The sequence below is a fragment of the Pseudomonas sp. 382 genome (genome assembly GCF_002759075.1).
Taxonomy (GTDB): domain Bacteria; phylum Pseudomonadota; class Gammaproteobacteria; order Pseudomonadales; family Pseudomonadaceae; genus Aquipseudomonas; species Aquipseudomonas vlassakiae.
Map to the genome: position 1 here is coordinate 100,722 of NZ_PEMX01000015.1, position 25,601 is coordinate 126,322.

Consider the following 25,601-nt stretch of genomic DNA (forward strand, 5'->3'; position numbering starts at 1 on the left):
CCGTCACAGATCTGCAAGCCGTGATACCCCCTGTGGGAGCGGGTTTACCCGCGAAGAGGCCAGTACAGCCAATACATAAATCAGCGCTCATCATCTTTCCACGGCGCCTGCAGATACCGGGTGCGGTTGAATGTCTCCAGCCATTCCGGGCAGAACACCACCAGCGCACTGATCACCATGCCGTTGATGAACGCCTCAGGGAACATCATCAGCCACAGGTAGCCGATAAAATCGCTGAGCCACTCCGGCATCGCAAAGCGACCATCCAGCCATAACACGCCCAACGCCACCGGCACGCAAACCAGCACCGTCAGCGCAGCGGGAAAGAACCCCGAACAGAAGATGTAAACGAACAGGTTTCGCGGCTGCGCCCGCTCCACCAGGATCGCGCACACTTCGGTGATCAGCACCGGCAAGCCCACCAGCAGCAAACCGTTGACCCCAAGCGCCGCAAAGTCTTGCCGCCCCAGCGCCAGCAACCCCAACTGAGCGAGGAAACCGCCCAGAACGGCCAGCGGCCAGTCCAGCAGCAAGGTCACCGCCGTCATGCCGATGAAGTGGTAAGACACACCCGTGTCGAAATCGCGCCGGACCAGCCACAGCGCGAACAGGCAGAACACCGTGCCAAACAAAAGGTGCTGACGGCGCCGGTCGGTCACCAGTTCCACCCAGCGTGTACGGCTGGCAGCCCAGATCAGCAAGGGCACGTAACCAAGCCAAGCCACGGCAAGGCTGGTTGTGGATAAAACCTGCGCGCTGATCACCTGGAACATATCCCTTTCGGCCATGTGGACAAGTTGAGTCTACACCCTGCCCCGTTTCCTACGCACAAACAGCATCTTACCGTCATCGATTAGCGGCTAAGCTTGTTCCCATGGATGACTCAGATTACCTGCGCCTGCTTACCATCCAGGCCGAACAAGCCAATGCCTTTCTCTCCAACGCCCGCAAGTGGGAGCGGGAGCGGTGGGTGTGCCAGCGCCTGTTGCAAGGGCTGAACATCCCCTACCGCAGCGAGGACTTCACCCCGGCCGGCCAGGAGCCACCGGATGTGCTGTTCCGCGATGCGGCATTCGAGGTGTTCTTCGTGCTCGACGAAGGCCGCCGCCTCAACGACGAGTGGCGAGAGGAGCTGCAACGCCGGCGCAGTGCCTTTTCCCTGGCCCAGCTGGTGCGCCGCGAAGCCCGCCCCCGGCGCATCGCCGCCGCCGAGCTGCTCGGGCGCCTGGCGCCGACCCTGCGCAAGAAAGCGCACAACTACCGTGAGCGCGGGCTGGACTTGAGCGAGCTGGACATCATTGCCTTTGCCAGCCTCAAGCGCGAAGTGCTCGACCTCAATACCCATTTCCCACCGCCCACCGAATACTTGCGCCAGGGCTGGCGCTCGCTGTCGCTGGTCGGGCCGACATTCGCCCGCGTGCTGTTCGCCCACCCCGACGCGCCGGACTTTCTGCGTGGCAACCTGGGGCGCAGCATCGTCTTCGACGTGGGCATCAGTCTTTGATCCACTGCCGAGAGTCTTTGCGATGGCGTAAACTCGGCGCCAGGGATAGAAAGCATTATCATTTGTTTGACGCGCTTGCATGAACGCTGTGGCGTTCGTGCAGTCACAAACGTCTATCTGACGAGGCCCACCATGACCAGCCGCCTGAACCCGGAAGATCAGCGTCGTGTCGATGAGTATCTGCAAGCCCCCCAGCATCAAGTCGAGCGCCGGCCTTTCCGGCCCTGGCTGCTCCTTGTGCTGGTATTGGCCGTGACCATCGGGTTGGGTCTTGTCAGCCGCCTGCTGAGTGGACTGGTGCTATGAGCTGCCTTGCGCTCGCCCTCCCCTCACGCAGTCTGCGGCCGGCCCTTGTGGCCATGAATTCCGTAAACCTTATGAGATATTTCCATGACTCATCGCATCGTGATTGTCGGCGGCGGCGCCGGCGGCCTGGAACTGGCGACCCGCCTGGGTAAAAGCCTGGGCAAGCGCAAACAGGCCGAGATCACCCTGGTCGACGCCAACCTTACGCACATCTGGAAACCCCTGCTGCACGAAGTGGCCGCCGGCTCGCTGAACTCCTCGGAAGATGAACTGAACTACGTGGCCCAGGCCAAGTGGAACCACTTCAACTTCCAGCTGGGCCGGATGAGTGGCCTGGACCGGGAAGGCAAGCAGATTCAACTCGCCGCCACCCTCGATGACGAGGGCCGCGAGTTGCTGCCTGCGCGCATCCTGGGCTACGACACCTTGGTCATCGCCGTGGGTTCGAATACCAATGACTTCGGCACCCTGGGCGCGGCGCAGCACTGCCTGTTCCTCGACACCCGCAAGCAGGCCGAGCGCTTCCATCAGCAGCTGCTGAACCACTACCTGCGTGCCCATGCCGGTGACGTGGCCAGCGAGCAGATCAGCGTGGCCATCGTCGGCGCTGGTGCCACCGGTGTGGAACTGGCCGCAGAGCTGCACCACGCGGCCCACGAACTGGCGGCCTATGGTCTGGACCGCATTCAGCCCAAGGACATGCACATCACCCTGATCGAGGCCGGCCCGCGCGTGCTGCCTGCACTGCCGGAGCGTATCAGCGTGCCGGTGCACAAGACCCTGGAGAAACTCGGGGTGAAAGTGATGACTAACGCGGCGGTCAGTGAAGTGACCGAAGATGGCCTGAAGACCAAAGACGGTGAAGTCATCCAGGCCAGCCTCAAGGTGTGGGCAGCAGGTATCCGTGCGCCGGGTTTCCTCAAGGACATCGATGGCCTGGAAACCAACCGCATCAATCAGCTGGTAGTGCGCCCGACCCTGCAGACCACCCGCGATGACAACATCTTCGCCTTCGGTGACTGTGCCGCGTGCCCGCAACCGGGCAGCGACCGCAACGTGCCACCACGGGCCCAGGCCGCGCATCAGCAGGCTTCGATGCTGGCGCAGAGCCTGAAGGCGCGGCTGGAGAACAAGGTGCTGCCAACCTACGCATACAAGGACTACGGTTCGCTGGTGTCACTGTCGCGCTTCTCGGCGGTGGGCAACCTGATGGGTAACCTGATGGGCAGCGTGAAGCTGGAGGGCTGGCTGGCGCGGATGTTCTACGTGTCGCTGTACCGCATGCACCAGATGGCGTTGTACGGGTTCTTCCGCACGGCGTTGATGATGCTGGGCAGCAAGATTGGCCGTGGCACGGAGCCGCGATTGAAGCTGCACTGAGATTGCTGGGGGCGCTTTGCGCCCCTTTCGCGACACAAGGCCGCTCCTACAGAAAACCGCGTTCCCTTGTAGGAGCGGCCTTGTGTCGCGAAAGGCCTGCGAAGCAGGCCCAAGGATCTGGCAGGATAAATTCGAGGCAAAGAAAAAGGGCATCTCATTCGAGATGCCCTTTTTGCATGGTGGGTCGTGTAGGATTCGAACCTACGACCAATTGGTTAAAAGCCAACTGCTCTACCAACTGAGCTAACGACCCAAAAATGGTCGGGGTGAGGGGATTCGAACTCCTGACATCCTGCTCCCAAAGCAGGCGCGCTACCGGACTGCGCTACACCCCGAGGTCTTGCTAAAAAAAAGGGCACCTCAATCGAGATGCCCATTTTTACATGGTGGGTCGTGTAGGATTCGAACCTACGACCAATTGGTTAAAAGCCAACTGCTCTACCAACTGAGCTAACGACCCGGAAAATGGTCGGGGTGAGGGGATTCGAACTCCTGACATCCTGCTCCCAAAGCAGGCGCGCTACCGGACTGCGCTACACCCCGAGATTGGCTCCGCGACCTGGACTCGAACCAGGGACCCAATGATTAACAGTCATTTGCTCTACCGACTGAGCTATCGCGGAACTGAACTTCGGTACATCTTTACAGCTTCGAAGTCTGTGTTAGCTTCGAACCCTTTAGCTACTTCGCTTTCGCGTTGTCGCTGCTGAGGTCGGCTATTCTACATTCTTCGTTTTGCTTGTCAACCACTTTTTTTCATTCAACTTACTGATTTGTAAGTTGTTTTGCGGTCACCGATGTTGCTGGTGATTCGCTTAGTGCCTGACAACGCGGCGTATATTAGGGGCACTCGATTCTTGATGCAAGCAGAAATTTCAAAAATTTCAGCAGGTTACCCCGAAAACTGGAAAACCCCCGGATTTGCTGGGCCTGAGTCGGCCCCTTCGCGGGCTCGCCCGCTTCCACAGGGTCACCACAAGCCCTGAGACCTGTGCAATACCTGTGTGTGCAGGCAAGCCCGCGAAGAGGCCGGCACAGGTAAATGGGCAAAAAAAGCCCCGCCGAAGCGGGGCTTGTGCAAGACAGCAATCAGGCAAAGACGATTTCGTCGCCTTCCACCTTCGCGGTAATCGCCGTACCCGGGAGGAACTTGCCAGCCAGGATCAACTGCGCCAACGGGTTTTCGATCCAGCGCTGGATTGCCCGCTTCAGCGGCCGTGCGCCATACACTGGGTCGTAACCCACGGCGATCAGCTTGTCCAGGGCCTCCGGGCTCAGGCTCAGCGACAGCTCGCGTTCGAGCAGTCGGCTGCGCAGGCGGCCAAGCTGGATCTCGGTGATACCGGCGATCTGCTCGCGGCCCAGTGGCTCGAACACCACCACTTCGTCGATCCGGTTGATGAACTCCGGACGGAAGTGCGAACCCACCGCGTCCATCACCGCCGCACGCTGCGCCTCACGGTCCCCCACCAACTCCTGAATCTGTGCCGAGCCCAGGTTGGAGGTCATCACGATCACCGTGTTGCGGAAGTCCACCGTGCGGCCATGGCTGTCAGTCAGGCGGCCGTCTTCCAGCACTTGCAGCAACACGTTGAACACATCCGGGTGCGCCTTTTCCACCTCATCCAGCAGCACCACCGAATACGGCTTGCGGCGCACGGCCTCAGTCAGGTAACCGCCCTCTTCATAACCGACATAGCCTGGCGGAGCGCCGATCAGGCGAGCCACGGAGTGTTTCTCCATGAACTCGGACATGTCGATGCGCACCATGGCCTCTTCGGTGTCGAACAGGAACTCGGCCAGCGCCTTGCACAGTTCGGTCTTGCCCACACCGGTCGGGCCGAGGAACATGAACGACCCACTGGGTCGGTTCGGGTCGGACAGCCCGGCACGGGAACGGCGCACGGCGTTGGCAACCGCGGTCACCGCCTCGCCCTGGCCGATCACCCGCTGGTGCAGCAGCTCTTCCATCTTCAGCAGCTTCTCGCGCTCGCCTTCGAGCATCTTCGCCACCGGGATGCCGGTCCACTTGGACACCACTTCGGCAATTTCTTCCTCGGTGACCTTGTTGCGCAGCAACTGGTTCTCGGTCTTGCCGTGCTGGTCGACCATCTGCAGGCTGCGCTCCAGGTCGGGGATCACCCCGTATTGCAGCTCGGCCATGCGGCTCAGGTCGCCTTTACGACGGGCGGTTTCCAGTTCCTGACGGGCCTGCTCGATCTTTTGCTGGATCTGCGCCGAGCCCTGAACCTCGGCTTTCTCCGACGCCCAGATCTCCTCCAGGTCGGAATACTCCCGCTCCAGCCGCTCGATTTCCTCGGTCAGCTTCTCAAGGCGCTTCTTGGCCGCCTCGTCTTCTTCCTTCTTCAGCGCCTGGGACTCCACCTTCAGCTGGATCAGGCGACGGTCGAGGCGGTCGAGCACTTCCGGCTTGGAGTCGATTTCCATACGGATGCGGCTGGCCGCTTCGTCGATCAGGTCGATTGCCTTGTCTGGCAGCTGGCGGTCGGTGATGTAGCGGTGGCTGAGCTTGGCCGCAGCGATGATCGCGCCATCGGTGATGGCCACCTTGTGGTGCACTTCATAACGCTCTTTCAGGCCACGCAGGATGGCGATGGTATCTTCCTCGCTCGGCTCTTCCACCAGCACCTTCTGGAAACGCCGCTCCAGCGCCGCGTCCTTCTCGATGAACTGGCGATATTCGTTGAGCGTGGTGGCGCCAACGCAGTGCAGTTCGCCACGGGCCAGGGCCGGCTTGAGCATGTTGCCAGCGTCCATGGCGCCCTCGCCTTTACCGGCGCCGACCATGGTGTGCAGTTCGTCGATGAACAGGATGATCTGGCCTTCCTGCTTGGACAGCTCGTTGAGCAGGCCTTTGAGGCGCTCTTCGAACTCACCACGGTATTTGGCACCGGCGATCAGCGCGCCCATGTCCAGCGCCAGCAGGCGCTTGCCTTTCAGGCCATCGGGCACTTCACCATTGATGATGCGCTGGGCCAGGCCTTCGGCGATGGCGGTCTTGCCCACGCCAGGCTCACCGATCAGCACCGGGTTGTTCTTGGTTCGCCGCTGCAGCACCTGCACGGTGCGGCGGATTTCATCGTCACGGCCAATTACCGGGTCAAGCTTGCCTTCTTCGGCGCGCTTGGTCAGGTCGACGGTGTACTTGTCCAGCGCCTGGCGTGACTCCTCGGCGTTGGCGTCATTCACCGCCGCACCGCCGCGAAGGTTGTTGATGGCGTTTTCCAGAGCCTTCTTGCTCACGCCTTGGCTGAGCAGCAGCTTGCCGAGCTTGCTGTTCTCGTCCATGGCGGCGAGCAGTACCAGTTCGCTGGAAATGAACTGGTCGCCCTTCTGCTGGGCCAGGCGATCAGCCTGGTTGAGCAGGCGCGCCAGGTCCTGCGACATGTTCACATCGCCAGTAGGATTCTGGATTTTCGGCAACTGGTCGAGTTCTTTCACCAATGCCTGGCGCAGGTGGTTGATGTCGAAGCCGACCTGCATCAGCAGCGGCTTGATCGAGCCCCCCTGCTGCTCGAGCAGCGCCTGCAACAGGTGCACGGGCTCGATGGCAGGGTGGTCCATGCCAACGGCCAGGGACTGGGCATCGGATATTGCAAGCTGGAGCTTGCTGGTCAAACGGTCTATTCGCATGGGGTACCTTCCTTTAAAGGGCAGGTCGGAGCGATGGACAGCGCCTGTTTATGAAGAAACCTGCCTGAGATGCCTTAATAGATAAGGGTGATTCTGGAGGATTCAAGCTTAGCGGGGTTGACCGGCGTCAAACTGATGGATTAGCGCTGGGGCATTCGCGGGCACGCCCACCCACCAGTAAAGCACCGCTTTCAAGGCCGGTGAGTTCCCTGTGGGAACGGGCTTGCCCGCAAAGAGGCCAGTACAGGCTAGCGCGGAGCCAGCCAGACCAGCGAGGCGAAGCGCCCGCCCTGCGGGGTACGTCGGTAGGAGAAGAAGCGCCCATCACTGACCGTGCAGTAGCCACCGCCATAAACAGCCGTCACCCCACGCGCCGCCAGGCGAATGCGCGCCAGCTCATAGATGTCGGCCAGCAACTTGCCCGGCCGTTCGCCATCGACGAAGGCTCTGGCCGCTTCTGGATGCACGGCGGTAAATGCATCACGCACCTCCAGCCCCACTTCGAAAGCCTTGGGGCCGATGGCCGGCCCAAGCCACACCAGCACCTCTTCAGGTGCCACGGCCAGGCGATCGAGGGTCGCCTCAAGCACGCCGCCCGCCAACCCGCGCCAGCCAGCATGGGCTGCCGCCACGCGAGTACCGGCGCGATCACAGAACAGCGCCGGCAGGCAATCGGCCGTCATCACGGTGCAGGCGATACCTGGCTGGTCAGTCCAGCTGGCATCCGCTTCGGCCACCACGGCCGGATCGGCATCCGCCACCCCTTGGCCATGCACCTGCTTGAGCCACGCTGGCTGGATAGCGAAAGTGTCACTCAGGCGACGACGGTTCTCGGCAACCGCGACCGGGTCATCGCCCACGTGATCGCCGAGATTGAAGGATTCGTAGGGCGGCAGGCTGATGCCGCCCTCGCGGGTAGTGACGCAGGCACGAACCGAGGCCGGGGCTGGCCAGTCGGGAAACAACAGCGACTGCGTCAGGCCGCTCATCCGATAAAGCTCTCGCGGTCCTGGTTGAGCAGCGACAGCAACCAGACGAAGTCGTCTGGCAGCGGCGACTCCCACTTCATGATTTCACCGGTAATCGGGTGGGCCAGCGCGAGGAAACGCGCATGCAGGGCCTGACGCGGGAAGGTCTTCACCGCCTCGACCATGGTTGGGCTGGCAGCTGGCGGAATGCGGAAGCGCCCGCCGTAGGTCTGGTCACCGACCAGCGGAAAACCGACATGGGCCATGTGCACGCGAATCTGGTGGGTACGGCCGGTTTCCAGCTTCACGCGCACGTGGGTGTGCGAGCGGAAGCGCTTGAGCACACGATAGTGGCTGACCGCCGGCTTGCCGCCGTCGGTTACCGCCATGCGCTGGCGCATGCCGCCGTGGCGACCGATGGGCGCATCGATCTTGCCGCCAGCGGTCACTACACCAATCACGATGCACTCGTAGATGCGGCTGACTTTACGCGCTTGCATCTGTTCGACCAGCTTGGTCTGCGCCTGCAAAGTCTTGGCTACCACCATCAGACCCGTGGTGTCTTTATCCAGGCGGTGAACGATACCGGCGCGCGGCACGTTGACGATGTCCGGCACATGGTGCAGCAGCGCGTTGAGCAAGGTACCACTGGCATGCCCGGCAGCCGGGTGCACGACCAGCCCGGCAGGCTTGTTGATCACCATGATATGGTCGTCTTCGTAGACGATATCGAGTTCGATATCTTCTGCGATCCACTCACCCTGGGCCTCTTGCTCGGCCTCCAGGATAAGTTGCGAACCACCGTGGACCGGGTCCCGAGGGCGCACGACGGCGCCATCGACCGTCAGGCGGCCTTCTTTGATCCACGAAGTAAGCCGCGAACGCGAATACTCGGCGAACAATTGGGCGGCGACCTGGTCGAGGCGTTGGCCGCCCAGTTCGGACGGGACCTCTGCGCTAAGTTGAATGATCTCGGACATGCTCGATTCGGCGGGCGCACAGCCTTTGGTTTCGGCTGCGAGCTTGTGGTTAAATACGGCTTCTTTTGTCCCGGGGTTGGCCGGGGCGCTCATCATAACAGGACGGCACCGCCCAAGACAGCGGCCGTCAAAGGGACGCAAGCCGCCATGCAAGTGAAACACCTGCTGCTGATCGCCATCCTCGGGCTCACCGCGGCCTGTTCCTCCAATAAGGAAGTCATTGACGAGAACCTCAGTGAGGCCGAGCTCTATCAACAGGCTCAGGCTGACCTGGACAACTCCAGCTATACCAGCGCCGTGAACAAGCTCAAGGCGTTGGAGTCGCGCTATCCGTTCGGCCGCTACGCCGACCAGGCGCAGCTCGAGCTGATCTACGCCAACTACAAGAACTCCGAGCCTGAGGCTGCCAAATCGGCCGCCGAGCGCTTCATCCGCCTGCACCCGCAGCACCCGAACGTCGACTACGCCTACTACCTCAAGGGCCTGACCTCGTTCGACCAGGACCGCGGCCTGCTGGCGCGCTTCCTGCCTCTGGACATGACCAAGCGTGACCCGGGTGCCGCCCGCGACTCGTACAACGAGTTCGCCCAGTTGACCAGCCGCTTCCCCAACAGCCGCTACTCGCCGGACGCCAAGCAGCGCATGATCTACCTGCGCAACCTGCTGGCTTCCTACGAAATCCACGTGGCCGACTACTACCTGGGCCGCCAGGCTTACGTGGCCGCCGCCAACCGTGGCCGCTACGTGGTCGAGAACTTCCAGGAAACGCCATCGGTCGGCGACGGCCTGGCGATCATGGTCGAGTCGTACCAGAAGATGCACCTGGACGACCTGGCTGCCACCAGCCTGGAAACCCTCAAGCTCAACTACCCCGACCATCCGAGCCTGGTCGATGGCCAGTTCCAGCCCAAGCAGACCGAGTCTGACGGCCGCGGCTGGCTGTCCAAGGCCACCCTGGGCCTGATCGAGACCGACACCCCGCTGCCGCCGGGTGAAACCCGCGCCAACCAGGACGTGGTCAAGCAGTTCCAGGACGCGCGCGACGAGATGCCGCAAGAACTGCTGCCAAAGGACGAGAACGGCGACCCGATCGTGCCAGCAGGTCCGAAGGAAGCTGAAAAAGACCGCTCGTGGTTCAGCTACATGACCTTTGGTCTGTTCGACTGATCCACGTGACATGAGAAAGGGAGGCTCGAGGCCTCCCTTTTTTTATGCCCGCGTCCTAGACTGTCGGCTTCTCCAACCAACAAGCTGGACACCATGGTTCGCCTACTCTTCTGGATCGCCCTGATCGCCGCCGCGTTCTGGCTGTGGCGCAAGTTCAAAGTCAGCCAGCAGTCGCACTCCGAGCCCAAGCTCGATGCACCATTGAAGATGGTGCGCTGCGCCCACTGCGGCGTGCACCTGCCCGACGATCGGGCGCTGCAGCAGGGGAATGACTGGTATTGCAGCCAGGCGCACTTGCAGCAGGGGCCTGGTCAATCGCGGTGATCTGTTAGCTTGGTGAAATTGGGGCTGCTTTGCAGCCCTATCGCGGCACAAGGCCCGCAAAGCGGGCCCGGCAATCTCAGCCCAAACGCCCCTCTGGCGCATACGGCGCCGGATCGATGATCGGCTCGGCCCCGGTCAACAGGTCGGTGAACAACTGACACGAAGCCGGCGCCAGCACCAACCCGTTGCGGTAATGCCCGCAGTTCAGCCACAGACCGTCATGCCCCGGCACCGGGCCGATGTAGGGAATGCCTTCCGGCGACCCCGGCCGTAGTCCAGCCCAATGCCCCACCACCGTGGCATCCTTGAGCGCTGGCAGCAACTCGATAGCTGAAGCCTTGAGGCTGGCCAGCGCGTCCTCGGTCGGTGTCTTGTCGTATCCGGCATGTTCCAGCGTACTGCCCACCAGGATGTGCCCATCACGACGCGGGATCGCATAGCGCCCTTTGGCCAGCACCATGCTCGGCAGGAAGTCTTCGGCGCACTTGAACAGGATCATCTGGCCCTTCACCGGCTCGACCGGCAGCTGGAGCCCCAACGTGCCCAAAAGATCACCGCTCCAGGCGCCTGCGCTAAGCACCACTTCATCTGCCCTGAGCACACCGTCAGCGGTCTGTACGCCAGTCACGCGTCCGTTCTCATGAACGAAGCCGCTGACCTGACAGTGCTCGCGCAGGGTCACGTTAGGCAGTGCCAGTAATGCCGCCTTGAGCGACTTCACCAAACGAGGATTGCGCACGTTGGCCACACCGGCCATGAAGATGGCGTGCTTGAAGCCCGGGCCAAGCACCGGCACCGCATCATAGGCAGCGGAAATATCCACAGCACTAAGTGGCCGCCGTTCGCGCTCGGCCCATGCCAGCGCCTCGGCTTCGTCGTCCAGGTCGAGCCAGTACAGCCCGGTGGTGTGCACCTCGGGGTCGAGCCCGGTGCTGGCGAACAGGCGTTCGCCCAACTGTGGATAGAAATCCTGCGACCAATGCGCCAGGGCGGTCACCGCCGGGCTGTAGCGCCAGGGGTACAACGGCGAGACGATACCGCCGCCGGCCCAGGACGACTCGCGGCCCACCTCACCCTGATCACACAACACCACCTGGCCTACCTTCGCCGCCAGGTTGAACGCGGTCAGCAGGCCGATCACCCCGCCGCCGACCACCACTACTTGCTTGCTCATCTGTAGATCCAACACCTGAAGTAATTCCGCGATGCCTGGGCACCATTCAACCTTCAGCTTCCCCAGCAGCGTTCACCGCTAACCGCTGCACCCGGATTGCTCTGCACGCCGGCCTGGTCGAGCTGGAAGTCGCCACAGCGATCATCGGCCATCGGGCCATCGGGCAGCCGGCGGGCGGTCAGCGTGAAGGTGTCGCTGTCGCGCTGGGCCTGCAGGCGGTAATGACGGTTGCCAGCGGGCAATTGCGGGTCACCCTCGGCGTACTGCCCGGTGCGCACGCGGTGGCCCTCCAGGCGCAAGGCGGCGTCATGCAGCAGGCCAACCACTTCGCTGCGTGCGGCTCGCCTGAGCTGGTCGCTGTAACTGGGGTAGGCAATGGCTGCCAGAATGCCGGTCACGGCCAGGACAATCAACAACTCGATCAGGCTCATACCTTGCTGCATGTCAGTCTTGCCTCAGTCTCTGCCGCCAGAGGATCCGCTGCGGGGCCTGTGGTTGAGCGATCGGTATGGCGTAGACGGCTTCCAGCACCTGACGGGCTGCCAATTGCTGGCTGACGGCTGTTACTCGGTACAAGGTGACCCGTTCGCCGTTTGGCATGTGGGCGGCGCGGGTTGTTGTCCCCAGGTTCTGCAACTGGAAATAGCCGTCTTTGCCACGCTGCCACTGACCGTGCAGGTCATGGGGACGGGGTGGTGGCGGGCAGCCCTTGCATGACAATGGTTGCGCCTGCTGCAGTTGTTCAACGCCGGCCTGCAACATGGCTTGCGCCTGCGCGAATGCCAGCAGGCCGTCGCGCATGGCACCGGTCAGGCGCGTTTCGACCAGCGCATCGCGCAGGGCTGAAGCCGCGAGCAAGCCCAGAAAAAGGCTGAGCACCAGCGCCAGCAGCAGCACCATGCCACGTTGGCGGTTCATGGCATGGGCACCGGGTTGCGCAGCGCCACGCTCAGTTCATGGCGCTGCTCGAGCATCAAGGTCGGCTCATACAACGTCAGTTGCATGTCTATACGTTGCCCTTCCGAAGACTCGACTCGCTCTATCCGCCACTCACGCACATGATCGACCATGGGCTGTGGATTTCTGTTGTGACGTTTTAGCTTCAAGGTGCTGCCATCCAGCAGGTAGCGATGGTGACTGACCGGGATCGCCATGAGCTTCAATGGGTTCTCGGGGCGCTTGCTGTGTACGCTCACCTTCTCGATACAGTCAGTGAGTATCGTCCAGTCCGGCAAGCCGGCATGCCCTGAGGGTTCCGCGACGACCAAGCCAAGGCTGGCTGGGCCGACTTCCACGGGTTGGTTGAAGACTTGCCGCGCAGCCGGGTCCTGAAAATCGGCCGGTTCTAGCCGCAAGCAGCCGAACATTCCGGCCATGCGGATATCCTGAGCCATGCGCAGCAACGCCAGGCGGGCATCATCCTGCAAGCGCAGCGCTGCCCCCTGCAGGCGCCAGCTCTGGTGGGCGGAAACCAACAGCTGACCGGCCGCCACGACCACCATCAGCCCGATCGCCAGGGCCAGCATCACTTCGAGCAAACCGAAACCGCTTTGCCGGCACCTCATCGGGGGCTTCGCTCTTGTTCGCTGTACTGCGCCAGCATCGCCTGCGCATCACGGCGAGCACTGTCCGTAGCCTGCAATGCTTTCAGTTGCAAACCTGCCGCGGCGAACATGCCAACGGCCACCACAAGAACCGCGAGCAACACCTCGATCAGCGTCATTCCCCACTGTTTGTTGTGCATCCCCTCACCTCCTGCGACTTCTCCTGCAATTGCCTTGAACTTGCTCGACTGGACCTCATGTCCAACGACCGTGAAGCTATAGCCAAGCACTTCCAGGGAGGAATGCACGGTGAGGCAACGTGGTGTAACACTGATTCAAACAATGTTTGCACTGGCCATGGCCGCCTTGCTGACGCAACTCGGCATGCCGGCCTACGCCAGGCTGAGCAATGACCTACACAGAGCTGCGGCAGCGCGAGACCTGGCCCAGGCGCTGCGCAGCGCGCGCAGCCACGCCTTGCTGCAAAGCCAGCCTGTGATTGTGCGATCGTTGGAAAATGATTGGGGCAAAGGCTGGATTGTGCAGTTGGAGCACAATCAACAAACGCTACGCGAACACCGGCTGCCACGTTCGATGCGGATCATCGAAAACACCAAGGGACAGGTGAAATTCAGTGCGCTGGGAATGCCAGTGGGGCAATTGGGCGCCACGCTGGAAGTGTGTGAGAGTTCCCCGGCGAGCAACAAGTACCAGGTAGTGATATCCAGCGAAGGCAGAGTCGACCTGCGCACAGTCGAGGTAGCAAACCCCTTGTGCGCAGGCCGCTGACTCAGATCAGCGAGCGAACACGCAGCTCCTTGGGCATGGAGAACGTGATGTTCTCCGGCCGCCCATCCAGCTCTTCGGCGCCGGTAGCGCCCCAGGCCTTGAGCTGTTCGATCACGCCCTGCACCAACACTTCGGGGGCCGAAGCACCGGCAGTGATGCCCACCCGTTGCGCCTTTTCAAACCAGGCACGCTGCATGTCCTCAGCGCCATCAATCAGGTATGCCGGGGTGCCCATACGCTCGGCCAGCTCGCGCAGGCGGTTGGAGTTGGAGCTGTTGGGGCTGCCAACCACCAGCAGCACATCACTTTCGCTGGCCAGCTGCTTGACGGCATCCTGGCGGTTTTGCGTGGCGTAGCAGATGTCGTCCTTGCGCGGGCCGCCGATGTTCAGGAAGCGTGCTCGCAGGGCATCGATGACGCGGCTGGTGTCGTCCATCGACAGCGTGGTCTGGGTAACGAAGGCCAGGTGGTCCGGGTCTCTCACCTGCAGCTGGGCAACATCGTCTTCGTCTTCGACGAGGTAGATGGCGCCGCCGTTGCTGGCATCGTATTGCCCCATGGTGCCTTCGACTTCCGGGTGCCCCTCGTGGCCGATGAGAATGCACTCACGACCATCGCGGCTGTACTTGGCCACTTCGATGTGCACCTTGGTGACCAGCGGGCAGGTCGCGTCGAACACCTTCAGGCCACGGCCGGCGGCTTCCTGGCGGACGGCCTGGGACACGCCGTGGGCGCTGAAGATGACGATGACGTCGTCCGGCACCTGGTCCAGCTCTTCAACGAAGATGGCCCCACGATTGCGCAGGTCTTCTACCACGAACTTGTTATGCACCACTTCGTGACGCACATAGATCGGCGGGCCGAAGACTTCCAGCGCACGGTTGACGATTTCGATCGCCCGGTCGACCCCCGCGCAGAAGCCGCGCGGGTTGGCGAGTTTGATTTGCATGCTCGGCTCCAGGCTTACAGGGCCTTGACCTCGAGGATCTCCACCTCGAAGGTCAAGGTCTTGCCGGCCAGTGGGTGATTGAAGTCGATGGTCACCTGATTGTCATCGAACGCTTTGACCACACCCGGCAGCTCGGTGTTGGCGGCATCGTTGAAGATGATCAGCAGCCCTTCGGACAACTCCATGCCCTCGAACTGGGACCGCTGCATGACTTGCACGTTCTGCGGGTTGGGCTGGCCGAAGGCGTTCTCCGGGGCCACCACCACCGTGCGCTTGTCGCCGGCCTTGAAGCCGAACAGGGCGCTCTCGAAGCCCGGCAGCAGGTTGCCGTCGCCGACCTTGAAGGTGGCCGGCGCCTTATCGAACGTGCTGTCGACGGTGTCGCCGTTTTCCAGGTGCAGCGCGAAGTGCAGGGTGACTTCGGTGTTCTGGCCGATACGGGTGTCAGTCATGGACCGGATCCTCGGACTTCTTGCTCTTGAACATATCCAGCGCCAGCATCACCGCACCAACGGTGATGGCGCTGTCGGCCAGGTTGAAGGCCGGGAAGTAATGGCGGTTCTGCCAGTGCACCAGGATGAAGTCGACCACATGGCCGAGCACGATGCGGTCGTACAGGTTGCCGATCGCACCGCCCAGCACCAATGCCAGCGCCACCGCCAGCCAGGTCTCGCCGCGCCCCAGGCGCTTGAGCCATACCACCAGCACCGCACTGACCACCACGGCGATCAGGGCGAACAGCCAGCGCTGCCAGCCAGCGCCATCGGCGAGGAAGCTGAAGGCGGCACCGGTGTTGTAGGCCAGGGTCCAGCTGAAGTAGTCCGGGATGACGACGATCTGCTGGTACATGGTCAGGGCGTTGTTGAAGTACAGCTTTGTGGCCTGGTCGAGGACCAGGACCAGCAAGCTCAGCCACAGCCATGCAAGGCGCCCGAAGCGCCCTGCTGCAGGGTTAGGCATAGTGGCGCACCTCACCCGAGCCGGTCAGGTTGTCGACGCAACGGCCACAGATTTCCGGGTGTTCCGGGTGGCTGCCGACGTCGGCGCGGAAGTGCCAGCAACGGCCGCACTTGACGTGACCGGACTTGACCACCTGCAGCTTGAGGCCTTCGACTTCGGTGGCCACGGCTTCGGCCGGCGCCTGGGCGAACGGCACTACGCTGGCGGCGGAAGTGATCAGCACGAAGCGCAGTTCGTCGCCCAGCTTGCTCAGGTCGGCGCTCAGGCCTTCCTCGGCGAACAGGGTGACTTCGGCCTGCAGGTTGCCGCCGATGACCTTGGCGGTACGCTGGTTTTCCAGCTCCTTGTTGACCGCGGCCTTGACAGCCATCACACGGTCCCAGTAAGCGCGGTCCAGCTCGGTGCCTTCCGGCAGCTCGCTCAGGCCCTGGTACCAGCCATTGAGCATCACCGACTCGTTGCGCTCGCCCGGCAGGTACTGCCAGATTTCATCGGCGGTGAACGCCAGGATCGGCGCGATCCAGCGCACCAGTGCCTCGCTGATGTGGAACAGCGCGGTCTGGCAGGAACGGCGGGCGACACTGTTGGCGCCGGTGGTGTATTGGCGGTCCTTGATGATGTCGAGGTAGAAGCCGCCCAGCTCCTGTACGCAGAAGTTGTGGATCTTCGAATAGACGTTCCAGAAGCGGTATTCGCCGTAGTGCTCTTCCAGCTCGCGCTGCAGCAGCAGGGTGCGGTCCACCGCCCAGCGGTCCAGGGCGATCATTTCTTCCGGCTTCAGCAGGTCACGGGCCGGGTCGAAGCCAGACAGGTTGGAGAGCAAGAAGCGCGCGGTGTTGCGGATACGGCGGTAGGCATCGGCGCTGCGCTGAAGGATCTGCTCGGAAACCGCCATCTCGCCCGAGTAGTCGGTCGCCGAAACCCACAGGCGCAGGATGTCAGCACCCAGGGTGTTGTTGACCTTCTCCGGTTCGATGGTGTTGCCCAGCGACTTGGACATCTTGCGGCCGCTTTCGTCCACGGTGAAACCGTGGGTCAGCAGCTCGCGATACGGCGCGTGGCCGTCGATGGCGCAACCGGTCAGCAACGACGAGTGGAACCAGCCGCGATGCTGGTCGGAACCTTCCAGGTACAGATCGGCGCGCGGGCCGGTGGCGTGGCCGATGTCATGGGAACCACGCAGCACGTGCCAGTGGGTGGTACCGGAGTCGAACCAGACGTCCAGGGTATCGGAGATCTTGTCGTACTGGCCGGCTTCGTCACCCAGCAGTTCGGCGGCATCGAGCTTGAACCAGGCTTCGATGCCCTCTTGCTCGACGCGCTTGGCTACCGCTTCCATCAGCTCGACGGTGCGTGGGTGCAGCTCGCCGGTCTGCTTGTGCAGGAAGAACGGGATCGGTACGCCCCAGTTGCGCTGACGCGAAATGCACCAGTCCGGGCGGTTGGCGATCATCGAGTGCAGGCGCGCCTGGCCCCAGGCCGGGACGAACCTGGTGTCTTCGATGGCTTTCAGTGCACGCTCGCGCAGTGGCTCGCCAGTGGTCGGCTGCTTGTCCATGCCGACGAACCACTGCGCAGTGGCGCGGTAGATCAGCGGAGTCTTGTGGCGCCAGCAGTGCATGTAGCTGTGGCTGATGGTTTCGGTGTGCATCAGCGCACCGACTTCGCTCAGCTTGTCGACGATAGCCGGGTTGGCCTTCCAGATGAACTGGCCGCCAAAGAACGGCAGCGATTCGACGTACACGCCATTGCTCTGCACCGGAGTGAGGATGTCGTCGTTGACCATGCCGTAGCGCTTGCAAGTGACGAAGTCGTCTTCACCGTAGGCTGGCGAGGAGTGAACCACGCCGGTGCCGGCACCCAGCTCGACGTAGTCAGCCAGGTAGACTGGCGACAGGCGGTCATAGAACGGGTGGCGGAAGTTGATCAGTTCCAGTGCCGAGCCCTGCGCGGTGGCGATCACCGAGCCTTCCAGGTTGTAGCGCTTGAGGCACGACTCGACCAGCTCTTCGGCCAGCACCAGCAGGCGCTCGCCGGTGTCGACCAGGGCGTACTTGAACTCCGGGTGGATGTTCAGCGCCTGGTTGGCCGGGATGGTCCAGGGGGTGGTGGTCCAGATCACGATGGCGGCTGGCTTGGCCAGCGACGCCAGGCCGAAGGCGGCAGCCAGCTTGGCCTCGTCGGCGACCGGGAAGGCCACGTCGATGGTCTGGGACTTCTTGTCGGCGTATTCGACTTCGGCTTCAGCCAGGGCCGAACCGCAGTCGAAGCACCAGTTCACAGGCTTGAGGCCCTTGAACACGAAGCCTTGCTTGACCATTTCAGCCAGGGCGCGGATTTCACCGGCCTCGTTGACGAAGTTCATGGTCTTGTACGGGTTGTCCCAGTCACCCAGCACGCCCAGGCGGATGAACTCGGCCTTTTGCCCTTCGATCTGCTCGGCGGCGTACTCGCGGCACAGCTCGCGGGTACGGTCGGCAGTCAGGTGCTTGCCGTGGGTGACCTCGACCTTGTGTTCGATCGGCAGGCCATGGCAGTCCCAACCCGGCACATACGGCGCATCGAAGCCGGACAGGGTCTTGGAGCGGACAATCATGTCCTTGAGGATCTTGTTCAGCGCATGACCGATGTGAATCTTGCCGTTGGCATAGGGCGGGCCGTCGTGCAGGACGAACTTTGGACGATCCTTGCCAATTTCGCGCAGCTTCTGGTACAGGCCAATGCTGTCCCAGCGCTGCAGGATCTGCGGTTCGCGCTGAGGCAGGCCGGCCTTCATGGGGAAGGCGGTGTCCGGAAGGTTTAGCGTGGCTTTGTAGTCGGTCATTTCAGGCTCTTCGTTAGCGGTTGAGCGTGCCAATGTGCACGTGCGGCGGCGATATCCGCATCGATCGCCGACTTCAGCGCCTCCAGGGAGGCGAATCGCTGCTCTTCGCGCAGCTTGTGGTGGAATTCCACCGTCAGGCGCCGGCCATAGAGATCGCCGGCATAATCCAGTAGATGAATCTCGAGGTGCGGGCGGCCGTCACCAGCCACCGTGGGGCGCACGCCAATGTTGCCTACACCTGGCCAGGCCTTGCCGTCGATTTCGATACTGGCCAGGTAGACCCCGGACAGCGGCACGCGGCGGCGTTTGAGCTGGATGTTGGCGGTTGGCGTGCCCAGCTGGCGAGCCAGCTTCTGGCCATGCAGCACACGGCCGCTGATACGGTATGGTCGGCCCAGCAGGTGCTCGGCCAGCTCGAAGTTGCCCGCAGAAAGCGCCTTGCGCACTTCGGTGCTGCTGACCCGGAGGCCGTCCTGAATCACTGTGTTGGCCGCTTCGACGGTAAACCCGTACTGCTTGCCGGCAGCGACCAGGAAGGCGAAATCACCGGCACGATCACAGCCGAAACGGAAGTCGTCGCCTACTTCGAGGTGGCGCACACCCAGGCCGTCGACCAGGATTGCCTTGACGAACGCATCGGCGCTGAGCTGGCTCAGACGCTGGTTGAACGCCAGGCACAGCACCCGGTCGATGCCTTCGTCGGCCAGCAGCTCGACCTTGTCGCGCAGGCGCGCCAGGCGGGCGGGTGCGGTGTCCGGGGCAAAGTACTCGCGCGGCTGCGGCTCGAAGATCACCACGCAAGTCGGCAGGCCCAGCGCCTGGCCGCGCTCGCGCAGGCGCGCCAGGATCGCCTGGTGGCCGCGGTGAACCCCGTCGAAGTTGCCAATGGTGGCGACACAGCCCCGGTGCTCGGGGCGCAGGTTGTGAAGACCTCGAACCAGCTGCATAACGCGCTTCTTGCTCATAAATGGCCGATTATAACCACACCCGGGCGCTGGTGACAGGCAGCAGCGCCAAGGGGTGGCGTTGAATGTGAAAAACCGACGTCTGACCCGCCATCTACCTCAATGCAGGGCCTTGCGGGCAAAATGCCGAGGCCGGAAACCACACAGGTACAGGCAACCGAAATAGGTCAGCACACCCGCCGCGATCAGCGCGCCCAGGCGCAGGAACCGCTCGAGCATGTTGCCCTGTTCCCAGGCCGGCAGGTAATGCATGCCCAGCAGCAACACCGCTGCCATGAGGGTGACTGCCAGCACCAGCTTGAACAGGAACAGCGCCCAGCCCGGTTGCGGCTGGAACAACTGCTGGCTGCGCAGCTTCCAGAACAGCAGGCCCGCATTCAGGCAGGCGCCCAGGCTGATCGCCAGGGCCAGGCCGGCGTGCTGCAGCGGGCCGATGAGTGCCAGGTTGAACAGCTGGGTGCAGACCAGGGTGAAGATGGCGATCTTCACCGGCGTACGAATATTCTGCTGCGCATAGAAGCCCGGTGCCAGTACCTTGACCAGAATGATCGCCAACAGGCCGACCGAATAGGCGATCAGCGCGCGCTGGGTCATGGCCGCGTCGGTGGCGGTGAACTTGCCATACTGGAACAGCGCCACGGTCAGCGGTTCGGCCAGGATCGCCAGGGCCAGGGTGCACGGCAGCACCAGAAGAAAGCACAGGCGCAGGCCCCAGTCCATGATCCGCGAATACTCCTCGCGGTCCTTGTTGGCGTAGGTCTTGGCCAGGGTCGGCAGCAGGATGGTGCCCAAGGCCACGCCCAGCACGCCCGAAGGCAGTTCCATGAGGCGGTCGGCGTAATACATCCATGACACCGAGCCGGCCACCAGGAAGGAAGCGAAGATCGTGTTGATGATCAGCGAGATCTGGCTCACCGAGACCCCGAGGATCGCCGGCAGCATCTGCTTGAGCACGCGCCACACGCCAGCATCGCGCAGGTTGAGGCGCGGCAGCACGAGCATGCCGATCTTCTTCAGCGCCGGCAGCTGGTACAGCAACTGTGCCAGGCCTCCGGCCAGCACGCCCCAGGCCAGGGCCATGATCGGCGGGTTGAAGTAAGGCGTGAGCAACACGGCAAAGATGATCATCGCCACGTTCAGCAAGGTCGGGGTGAACGCCGGAACGGAAAAGCGGTTCCAGGTGTTGAGGATCGCACCGGCCAGCGACGACAGCGAGATCAGCAATATATAAGGGAACGTCACCCGCAACAGGTCCGTGGTCAGCGCGTACTTCTCGGGGCTGTCGACGAAACCCGGGGCCGTAGCCCAGACCACCCAGGGTGCAGCGAGGATGCCGACCGCCGTGACCAGCGCCAGCACCAGGGTCAGCAGGCCGCTGACGTAGGCGATGAAGGTCCGCGTCGCCTCCTCGCCCTGTTGGGTCTTGTATTCGGCCAGAATCGGCACGAACGCCTGGGAGAATGCCCCTTCGGCAAAAATCCGCCTTAGCAGGTTAGGCAGCTTGAAGGCGATGAAGAAGGCGTCGGTGGCGATACCGGCACCGAAGACACGGGCCAGGATGGTGTCGCGCACGAAGCCCAGCACCCGCGAAATCATGGTGATGGAGCTGACTGCAGCGAGGGATTTGAGCAGATTCATCGAAAAGATTCACGCCAGGGACAGAGGGCGCTGCCAGACAGCGTCCGAATGTGCGATACTCCCGCGCCTTCGCAGGGGAGCCAAAAATTCCCGAGTTTACAGGTAGCACGGCAGAAAGGAACATTTCCCGCCTGTTGCTGCACCACTCGGCGGAACCCTGCAGGTGGCCTTGACATCCGGTCGACTCATCGGCATGATTCGCGGCCTATTTTGTTTGCTATTTACCTAAAGTCTTTCGAGGAGCTCGACGGTGGCCAACACACCTTCCGCCAAGAAACGTGCAAAACAGGCTGAGAAGCGTCGCAGCCACAACGCCAGCCTGCGTTCCATGGTCCGCACCTACATCAAGAATGTAGTTAAAGCCATCGACGCAAAAGACGCCGAAAAAGCGCAAGCCGCTTACGTTCTGGCTGTGCCTGTAATCGACCGTATGGCCGATAAAGGCATCATCCACAAGAACAAAGCTGCTCGCCACAAAGGCCGTCTGAATGGCCACATCAAGGCACTGAAAGAAGCTGCAGCTGCCTAAGCGACGTTCTAGTCGAAAAAACCGGCCCCAGGGCCGGTTTTTTTATGCGTGCGATTCAGGCCATGTCCAGCCATTGCGGGAGCGGGCTTGCCCGCTCCCCTGGCGCTAGCTTACTTCGCGATCTGGATCTTCGGCGCCCACTGCAGCCAGGCGTCCTCTGGCTGGTCGAACAAGGCGAAGGTCTGCTGCGGCCGGGCCGGGTTACCCATCTGCTCGCCCTCGGGCGTGGCAAAGGCAATGCCGCCATCGATGAGTGTCTGCAGCGACTCGGTACGCACCGTGGCGCCCTTGAACAAGCCCCAGTCGAAACCGAAGCCACTGCTGTTCCAGAACCGGCTACCACTGCGCACCAGGGCGGCGTAGCGCGGCTCGATCAGAATGTGGATCAACACACGGTCCGCAGTCTGGCCCAGCTCGAAACCAGTGACCTTGCCCACCGCCACCTCGCGATAGGTGACCGGCACGCCCGGCTTGATCGAACCACGGCGCGGCGCGCTCAAGGTCAACGGCAGGCCGACTTCCTCCCCTGCAACTTCAGGCGCCTCGGCCAGCGCCATGAAATCACGCTGCGGCCCCTTGTCCTTCACCGCTGGCTGCACTTCGATGTACTGGCCGCCAATCAAGGTATCGAGGTTCTCGGTACGCACCAGCCCAAGTTCCGGCTTGACCACCCAGAACTGCGTGCCTGCCCGGGCAATGCGATCCGCCGCTTCAGTGATGCGCGCCCGCAGTACAACAGCTTGCAAGTCCTTGGTCAGGTCCACGCTTTCGACACTGCCGACATCCAGGCCACGGAAGCGAATTGGCGTACCTGGCTTGAGGCCATCGGCCCGATCTACGCGAATAGTCACCAGGGTGCCGGTGCGGTTTACCGCCTCCTGGCTCTCCAGCAGACGGAAGCGCGGAATACGGCGCTTAAGCGCAACATTGGGGGTTGGCGTATCAAAGGCGATACCACCTGCCATGAGCGTCTGCAACGACTCACTCTTGATCTTGATGCCAGACAGCCCGCCCGTCAGGGTGATACCGCTGACGTTCCAGAAGCGCGAGGAGCCGTTGACCAGGTTTTCATACTCCTTCTCGATGTGCACACCAATCAGGATACGGTTGCTGTTGCGGGCAAACTGGTAGCTCTGCACGCTGCCCACCTTGACTTGGCGATACATCACCGGGCTGCCGATCTCGAGCGAACCCAGGGTATCGGCGAACAGCACCAGGTGCAGGCCTGGGGCCTTCAGGTCCAGCGGCGGCGCCTTGGCCCTGGCCTCGAATTCGCGCTGCGGCTTGGCGCCCTTCTCGCCGGGGCGGATGGCGATGTAGTTACCTTTGACCAACGCTTCCAGGCCGGTGATGCCAGCCAGGGAAATGGACGGCTTGACCACCCAGAACTGCGTACCTTCGACCAGATAGTCCTCAGTCAGCGGGTCGAGCGTCAGCTCGGCAGTGGCGCTGGACAGGTTGCCTTCCATCTTCAGGGTTTTCAACGAACCGACCTGGATACCCTTGTACATGACCGGCGTACGTCCGGCCTGGAGGCCTTCATAGTCGCTCAGCTTCACCTTGACGCGGATACCCGCCTGGGCCGCGTCGAAGTCTTCATACAAGCGGAATGGCAGGCTCGGGTCAGTCGGCGGGCTGTCCTTGCGGTATTCCGGCGTGGCGAAGGCGATGCCGCCGGCAACGATGCTCGACAGCGACTCACTGCGCACTTTCACGCCCGACAGATCAGCGTCGATACTGATGCCGCTGGCATTCCAGAAACGCGTGTGCTTGCGCACCAGGCTGGCATAGGCCGGCTCGATGAAGACCTTGACCTCGACCGTGCTCTGGTCGTCAGACAGGCGGTAGCTTTTCACCCGGCCAACCTGGATCTGCTTGTAGAACACCGGGCTGTCCCGATTGAGCGAACCCAGGCGCTCGGCCTTGAGGGTCAGGTGCAGGCCTGGCTCGCTGTCGGACAGCGGTGGCGCGACCTTCAGTGCGGTAAAGCGCTTGGTCCGTTCGCCTTCCCCCGGGCTGACAGCGATGTAGTTGCCGGATACCAGCGTTTCCAGGCCCGAGATACCGGCCAGGCTGACACTTGGCTTGACCAGCCAGAACCGCGTGCCCTTGGTCAGGTGCGGCTCGGCAGCCTTGTTCATTTCGATGGTGGCGATTACCCCCTGGTTCTCGCCCTTCGCATCCAGCACAAGTTTCGTGACCTTACCGACGGACATGCCCTTGTAGATCACCTCGGTCTTGTTGGCGACGATGCCTTCGCCAGTCTCGAAACGCACCTCGATCTCAACGCCAGCATCGCGGTAGGCCTGCCAGGCCAGCCAGCCACCAATCATCAGCGCGATCAGCGGCAGGATCCAGATGGCCGACCAGTTCGAGGCAGGGCGGGTTTTAGCCATTGGCATGTCACTCATGGTCGTCATCCGACTCCGTGTTATCCCAGATCAGTCGGGGATCGAAAGTTAAAGCAGCAAGCATCGTGAGGATCACCACAGTTGCGAAGGCGACAGCGCCCAGGTTGGCTTCGACACTGGCGATACGACCGAAATTCACCACTGCCACCAGAATGGCAATGACGAAGATGTCCAGCATTGACCAGCGCCCTATGAATTCGATGAAGCGGTACATGAGGATCCGTTGCCTTGCCGACAGCGGCTGGCGGCGCTGGACCGAATACAACAACAGACCGATGCCCACCAGCTTGAAGGTAGGCACCAGAATGCTGGCAATGAAGACGACGGCGGCGATTGGCAACATGCCGTGCTTGAGCAAGGTGATGACGCCAGACATGATGGTGTCGCCGCTACCCTGCCCCAAGGTGCTGACCGTCATGATCGGCAACAAGTTGGCCGGGATATACAGAATCGAGGCAGTGATCAGCAGGGCCCAGGTACGGATGATGCTGTTGGGGCGCCGCGCGTGCACGACAGCACCGCAGCGTGTACAGGTTTGCGAATCGCTCTCGGCATCCCGACGGTTAAGCTCATGACATTCATTGCAGACCAGGATGCCTGCATCAATCGCCCGCATGGAGGTCCTCCCCTGACAACGCACTCCAGATCTGGTGTGGCGACATCACCACTTCGAGCCAGACCTGGACCAGCAACAGACTGATGAAGCAGAACAGACCAAGGCCAATGGTCAGTTCGGCCAGATCCACGAGTTTGACGATTGCCACCAGCACGCCCATGAAATAGACCTCAAGCATGCCCCAGTCACGCAGGTGGTGATAAAAGCGGTAGAACACCAGCCCGTAATCACGCCCCACATTCAGGCGAATGCTCAACAACACGGCCAGCTGGCACAGCAGCTTGAGCAGCGGAATAGCCATGCTACAAAGGAACACCACCACGGCAACGCCGCGCATCTCTGAGTTGTAAAGGCCCAGCACACCACTCCAGACGGTATCGTCCGAAGTCTGGCCGAGCAGGTGCAACTGCATGATTGGCAGAAAGTTGGCCGGTATGAACAACAGCAAGGCCGTCAACACCAAGGCCAGGCTGCGGTTGACCACATTGTGCCTATGGGCGTACAGCTCGTAGCCACAACGCGGGCATTGGGCTTTTTCGCCATGCTGCAGCACCGGCTTGCGCATCAGCAGGTCGCACTCGTGACAGGCGACCAGTTGATCCAATGGCAACTGCTCTAGGGCTTGGGTTTGGACGGGATCGGGCATCTCGAGATTCTGAGTAGGTACGTCGGCTCTATTCTAGTGTTCCTAGCTCGAAATGTGGGAGACGACTAATGCCTGGCGCGCGCCCGGAAATGATCCAGAAAGACAAAACCCCTACCTGCATGCGCAGATAGGGGTTTTGCGAAATGAATCTTGACGATGACCTACTCTCACATGGGGAAACCCCACACTACCATCGGCGATGCATCGTTTCACTACTGAGTTCGGGATGGGATCAGGTGGTTCCAATGCTCTATGGTCGTCAAGAAATTCTGT

Annotated in this window: 25 protein-coding genes, 5 tRNA genes and 1 rRNA gene; 7 read left to right on the plus strand and 24 right to left on the minus strand. The window is 62.0% G+C overall.

Annotated features, from left to right (window positions below):
• Window positions 1–80: 80 nt before the first annotated feature.
• Window positions 81–773, minus strand: coding sequence for an energy-coupling factor ABC transporter permease (locus CQW31_RS18025; protein WP_371858387.1), 693 nt, complete (start codon window positions 771–773; stop codon window positions 81–83).
• A gap of 101 nt (window positions 774–874) precedes the next feature.
• On the opposite strand from CQW31_RS18025, the gene CQW31_RS18030 reads away from it, so the two are divergent.
• From CQW31_RS18030 to CQW31_RS18040, 3 genes are all read left to right on the plus strand, one after another.
• Complete coding sequence (locus CQW31_RS18030) at window positions 875–1,504, plus strand: DUF1780 domain-containing protein (RefSeq protein WP_027918232.1); 630 nt, start codon at window positions 875–877, stop codon at window positions 1,502–1,504.
• A gap of 132 nt (window positions 1,505–1,636) precedes the next feature.
• Window positions 1,637–1,810 (plus strand): DUF3094 domain-containing protein, encoded by a 174-nt coding sequence (locus tag CQW31_RS18035; protein WP_054886115.1) that lies wholly within the window; start codon window positions 1,637–1,639, stop codon window positions 1,808–1,810.
• Between the two features lie 84 nt (window positions 1,811–1,894).
• The gene (locus tag CQW31_RS18040; RefSeq protein WP_099815067.1) at window positions 1,895–3,190 is read left to right on the plus strand and encodes an NAD(P)/FAD-dependent oxidoreductase; all 1,296 of its coding nucleotides are present in this window, start codon (window positions 1,895–1,897) and stop codon (window positions 3,188–3,190) included.
• Window positions 3,191–3,367: 177 nt separating this feature from the next.
• On the opposite strand, the gene CQW31_RS18045 is transcribed toward CQW31_RS18040, so the two are convergent.
• The 8 genes from CQW31_RS18045 to rluD form a co-directional block, all read right to left on the minus strand.
• A tRNA-Lys gene (locus CQW31_RS18045) sits at window positions 3,368–3,443 on the minus strand.
• Between the two features lie 5 nt (window positions 3,444–3,448).
• Window positions 3,449–3,525 (minus strand) — tRNA-Pro (locus tag CQW31_RS18050).
• Between the two features lie 49 nt (window positions 3,526–3,574).
• Window positions 3,575–3,650 (minus strand) — tRNA-Lys (locus tag CQW31_RS18055).
• 6 nt (window positions 3,651–3,656) lie between these two features.
• A tRNA-Pro gene (locus CQW31_RS18060) sits at window positions 3,657–3,733 on the minus strand.
• Between the two features lie 4 nt (window positions 3,734–3,737).
• Window positions 3,738–3,813, minus strand: a tRNA-Asn gene (locus CQW31_RS18065).
• Window positions 3,814–4,279: 466 nt separating this feature from the next.
• Window positions 4,280–6,844, minus strand: coding sequence for an ATP-dependent chaperone ClpB (gene clpB, locus CQW31_RS18075; protein WP_099815069.1), 2,565 nt, complete (start codon window positions 6,842–6,844; stop codon window positions 4,280–4,282).
• Window positions 6,845–7,092: 248 nt separating this feature from the next.
• On the minus strand, window positions 7,093–7,833 hold the full coding sequence (gene pgeF, locus CQW31_RS18080) for a peptidoglycan editing factor PgeF (RefSeq protein ID WP_054886112.1): 741 nt from the start codon (window positions 7,831–7,833) through the stop codon (window positions 7,093–7,095).
• Window positions 7,830–8,792: a 23S rRNA pseudouridine(1911/1915/1917) synthase RluD gene (gene rluD / locus CQW31_RS18085; RefSeq protein ID WP_027918228.1), complete on the minus strand. Its 963-nt coding sequence runs from the start codon at window positions 8,790–8,792 to the stop codon at window positions 7,830–7,832. Before rluD ends, pgeF begins: the two co-directional genes overlap by 4 nt.
• A gap of 147 nt (window positions 8,793–8,939) precedes the next feature.
• On the opposite strand from rluD, the gene CQW31_RS18090 reads away from it, so the two are divergent.
• Together CQW31_RS18090 and CQW31_RS18095 are read left to right on the plus strand one after the other, a co-directional pair.
• Window positions 8,940–9,959 (plus strand): outer membrane protein assembly factor BamD, encoded by a 1,020-nt coding sequence (locus CQW31_RS18090; RefSeq protein ID WP_054886111.1) that lies wholly within the window; start codon window positions 8,940–8,942, stop codon window positions 9,957–9,959.
• 93 nt (window positions 9,960–10,052) lie between these two features.
• Window positions 10,053–10,283, plus strand: a complete 231-nt coding sequence (locus tag CQW31_RS18095) for a PP0621 family protein (RefSeq protein WP_054886110.1) — start codon at window positions 10,053–10,055, stop codon at window positions 10,281–10,283.
• A gap of 76 nt (window positions 10,284–10,359) precedes the next feature.
• Here CQW31_RS18095 and thiO read toward each other — a convergent pair whose 3' ends face one another.
• From thiO to CQW31_RS18120, 5 genes are read right to left on the minus strand one after another with little or no spacing between them, the layout of a single operon-like run.
• Window positions 10,360–11,457 (minus strand): glycine oxidase ThiO, encoded by a 1,098-nt coding sequence (thiO, locus tag CQW31_RS18100; protein WP_099815070.1) that lies wholly within the window; start codon window positions 11,455–11,457, stop codon window positions 10,360–10,362.
• A gap of 53 nt (window positions 11,458–11,510) precedes the next feature.
• A complete protein-coding gene (locus CQW31_RS18105) occupies window positions 11,511–11,900 on the minus strand; it encodes a type IV pilin protein (protein ID WP_099815071.1) in 390 nt (129 codons plus the stop codon).
• Window position 11,901: 1 nt separating this feature from the next.
• On the minus strand, window positions 11,902–12,375 hold the full coding sequence (locus CQW31_RS18110; RefSeq protein ID WP_099815072.1) for a hypothetical protein: 474 nt from the start codon (window positions 12,373–12,375) through the stop codon (window positions 11,902–11,904).
• Window positions 12,372–13,022 (minus strand): PilW family protein, encoded by a 651-nt coding sequence (locus tag CQW31_RS18115; RefSeq protein WP_099815073.1) that lies wholly within the window; start codon window positions 13,020–13,022, stop codon window positions 12,372–12,374. Before CQW31_RS18115 ends, CQW31_RS18110 begins: the two co-directional genes overlap by 4 nt.
• On the minus strand, window positions 13,019–13,201 hold the full coding sequence (locus CQW31_RS18120; protein ID WP_099815074.1) for a prepilin-type N-terminal cleavage/methylation domain-containing protein: 183 nt from the start codon (window positions 13,199–13,201) through the stop codon (window positions 13,019–13,021). Before CQW31_RS18120 ends, CQW31_RS18115 begins: the two co-directional genes overlap by 4 nt.
• Before the next feature lie 109 nt (window positions 13,202–13,310).
• Between CQW31_RS18120 and CQW31_RS18125 the strand changes: the two genes are divergently transcribed.
• Window positions 13,311–13,790 carry a GspH/FimT family protein gene (locus CQW31_RS18125; protein ID WP_054886104.1) on the plus strand — a complete coding sequence of 160 codons (480 nt, stop codon included), beginning with the start codon at window positions 13,311–13,313 and terminating at the stop codon, window positions 13,788–13,790.
• A gap of 1 nt (window position 13,791) precedes the next feature.
• Here CQW31_RS18125 and ispH read toward each other — a convergent pair whose 3' ends face one another.
• The 6 genes from ispH to murJ form a co-directional block, all read right to left on the minus strand.
• Complete coding sequence (gene ispH / locus CQW31_RS18130; RefSeq protein ID WP_099815075.1) at window positions 13,792–14,739, minus strand: 4-hydroxy-3-methylbut-2-enyl diphosphate reductase; 948 nt, start codon at window positions 14,737–14,739, stop codon at window positions 13,792–13,794.
• A gap of 14 nt (window positions 14,740–14,753) precedes the next feature.
• Window positions 14,754–15,191, minus strand: a complete 438-nt coding sequence (fkpB, locus tag CQW31_RS18135; protein ID WP_054886102.1) for an FKBP-type peptidyl-prolyl cis-trans isomerase — start codon at window positions 15,189–15,191, stop codon at window positions 14,754–14,756.
• The gene (lspA, locus tag CQW31_RS18140; protein WP_054886101.1) at window positions 15,184–15,699 is read right to left on the minus strand and encodes a signal peptidase II; all 516 of its coding nucleotides are present in this window, start codon (window positions 15,697–15,699) and stop codon (window positions 15,184–15,186) included. The genes fkpB and lspA overlap by 8 nt, the downstream gene beginning before the upstream one ends.
• Window positions 15,692–18,523, minus strand: a complete 2,832-nt coding sequence (gene ileS, locus CQW31_RS18145) for an isoleucine--tRNA ligase (protein WP_099815076.1) — start codon at window positions 18,521–18,523, stop codon at window positions 15,692–15,694. Before ileS ends, lspA begins: the two co-directional genes overlap by 8 nt.
• The gene (gene ribF / locus CQW31_RS18150; protein WP_054886099.1) at window positions 18,520–19,470 is read right to left on the minus strand and encodes a bifunctional riboflavin kinase/FAD synthetase; all 951 of its coding nucleotides are present in this window, start codon (window positions 19,468–19,470) and stop codon (window positions 18,520–18,522) included. Before ribF ends, ileS begins: the two co-directional genes overlap by 4 nt.
• Window positions 19,471–19,587: 117 nt before the next feature.
• Entirely contained in the window at window positions 19,588–21,126 is a 1,539-nt protein-coding gene (murJ, locus tag CQW31_RS18155; protein ID WP_054886098.1) for a murein biosynthesis integral membrane protein MurJ, read from the minus strand.
• A gap of 250 nt (window positions 21,127–21,376) precedes the next feature.
• On the opposite strand from murJ, the gene rpsT reads away from it, so the two are divergent.
• Window positions 21,377–21,655, plus strand: coding sequence for a 30S ribosomal protein S20 (gene rpsT, locus CQW31_RS18160; RefSeq protein WP_003247625.1), 279 nt, complete (start codon window positions 21,377–21,379; stop codon window positions 21,653–21,655).
• Window positions 21,656–21,765: 110 nt separating this feature from the next.
• Here rpsT and CQW31_RS18165 read toward each other — a convergent pair whose 3' ends face one another.
• The 4 genes from CQW31_RS18165 to rrf form a co-directional block, all read right to left on the minus strand.
• Window positions 21,766–24,066: a PqiB family protein gene (locus CQW31_RS18165; RefSeq protein WP_099815077.1), complete on the minus strand. Its 2,301-nt coding sequence runs from the start codon at window positions 24,064–24,066 to the stop codon at window positions 21,766–21,768.
• A complete protein-coding gene (locus tag CQW31_RS18170; RefSeq protein WP_054886096.1) occupies window positions 24,059–24,682 on the minus strand; it encodes a paraquat-inducible protein A in 624 nt (207 codons plus the stop codon). The genes CQW31_RS18165 and CQW31_RS18170 overlap by 8 nt, the downstream gene beginning before the upstream one ends.
• Entirely contained in the window at window positions 24,669–25,328 is a 660-nt protein-coding gene (locus tag CQW31_RS18175) for a paraquat-inducible protein A (RefSeq protein ID WP_054886095.1), read from the minus strand. Before CQW31_RS18175 ends, CQW31_RS18170 begins: the two co-directional genes overlap by 14 nt.
• A 148-nt stretch (window positions 25,329–25,476) precedes the next feature.
• Window positions 25,477–25,592: ribosomal RNA gene (gene rrf, locus CQW31_RS18180) — 5S ribosomal RNA — on the minus strand.
• Window positions 25,593–25,601 lie beyond the last annotated feature (9 nt).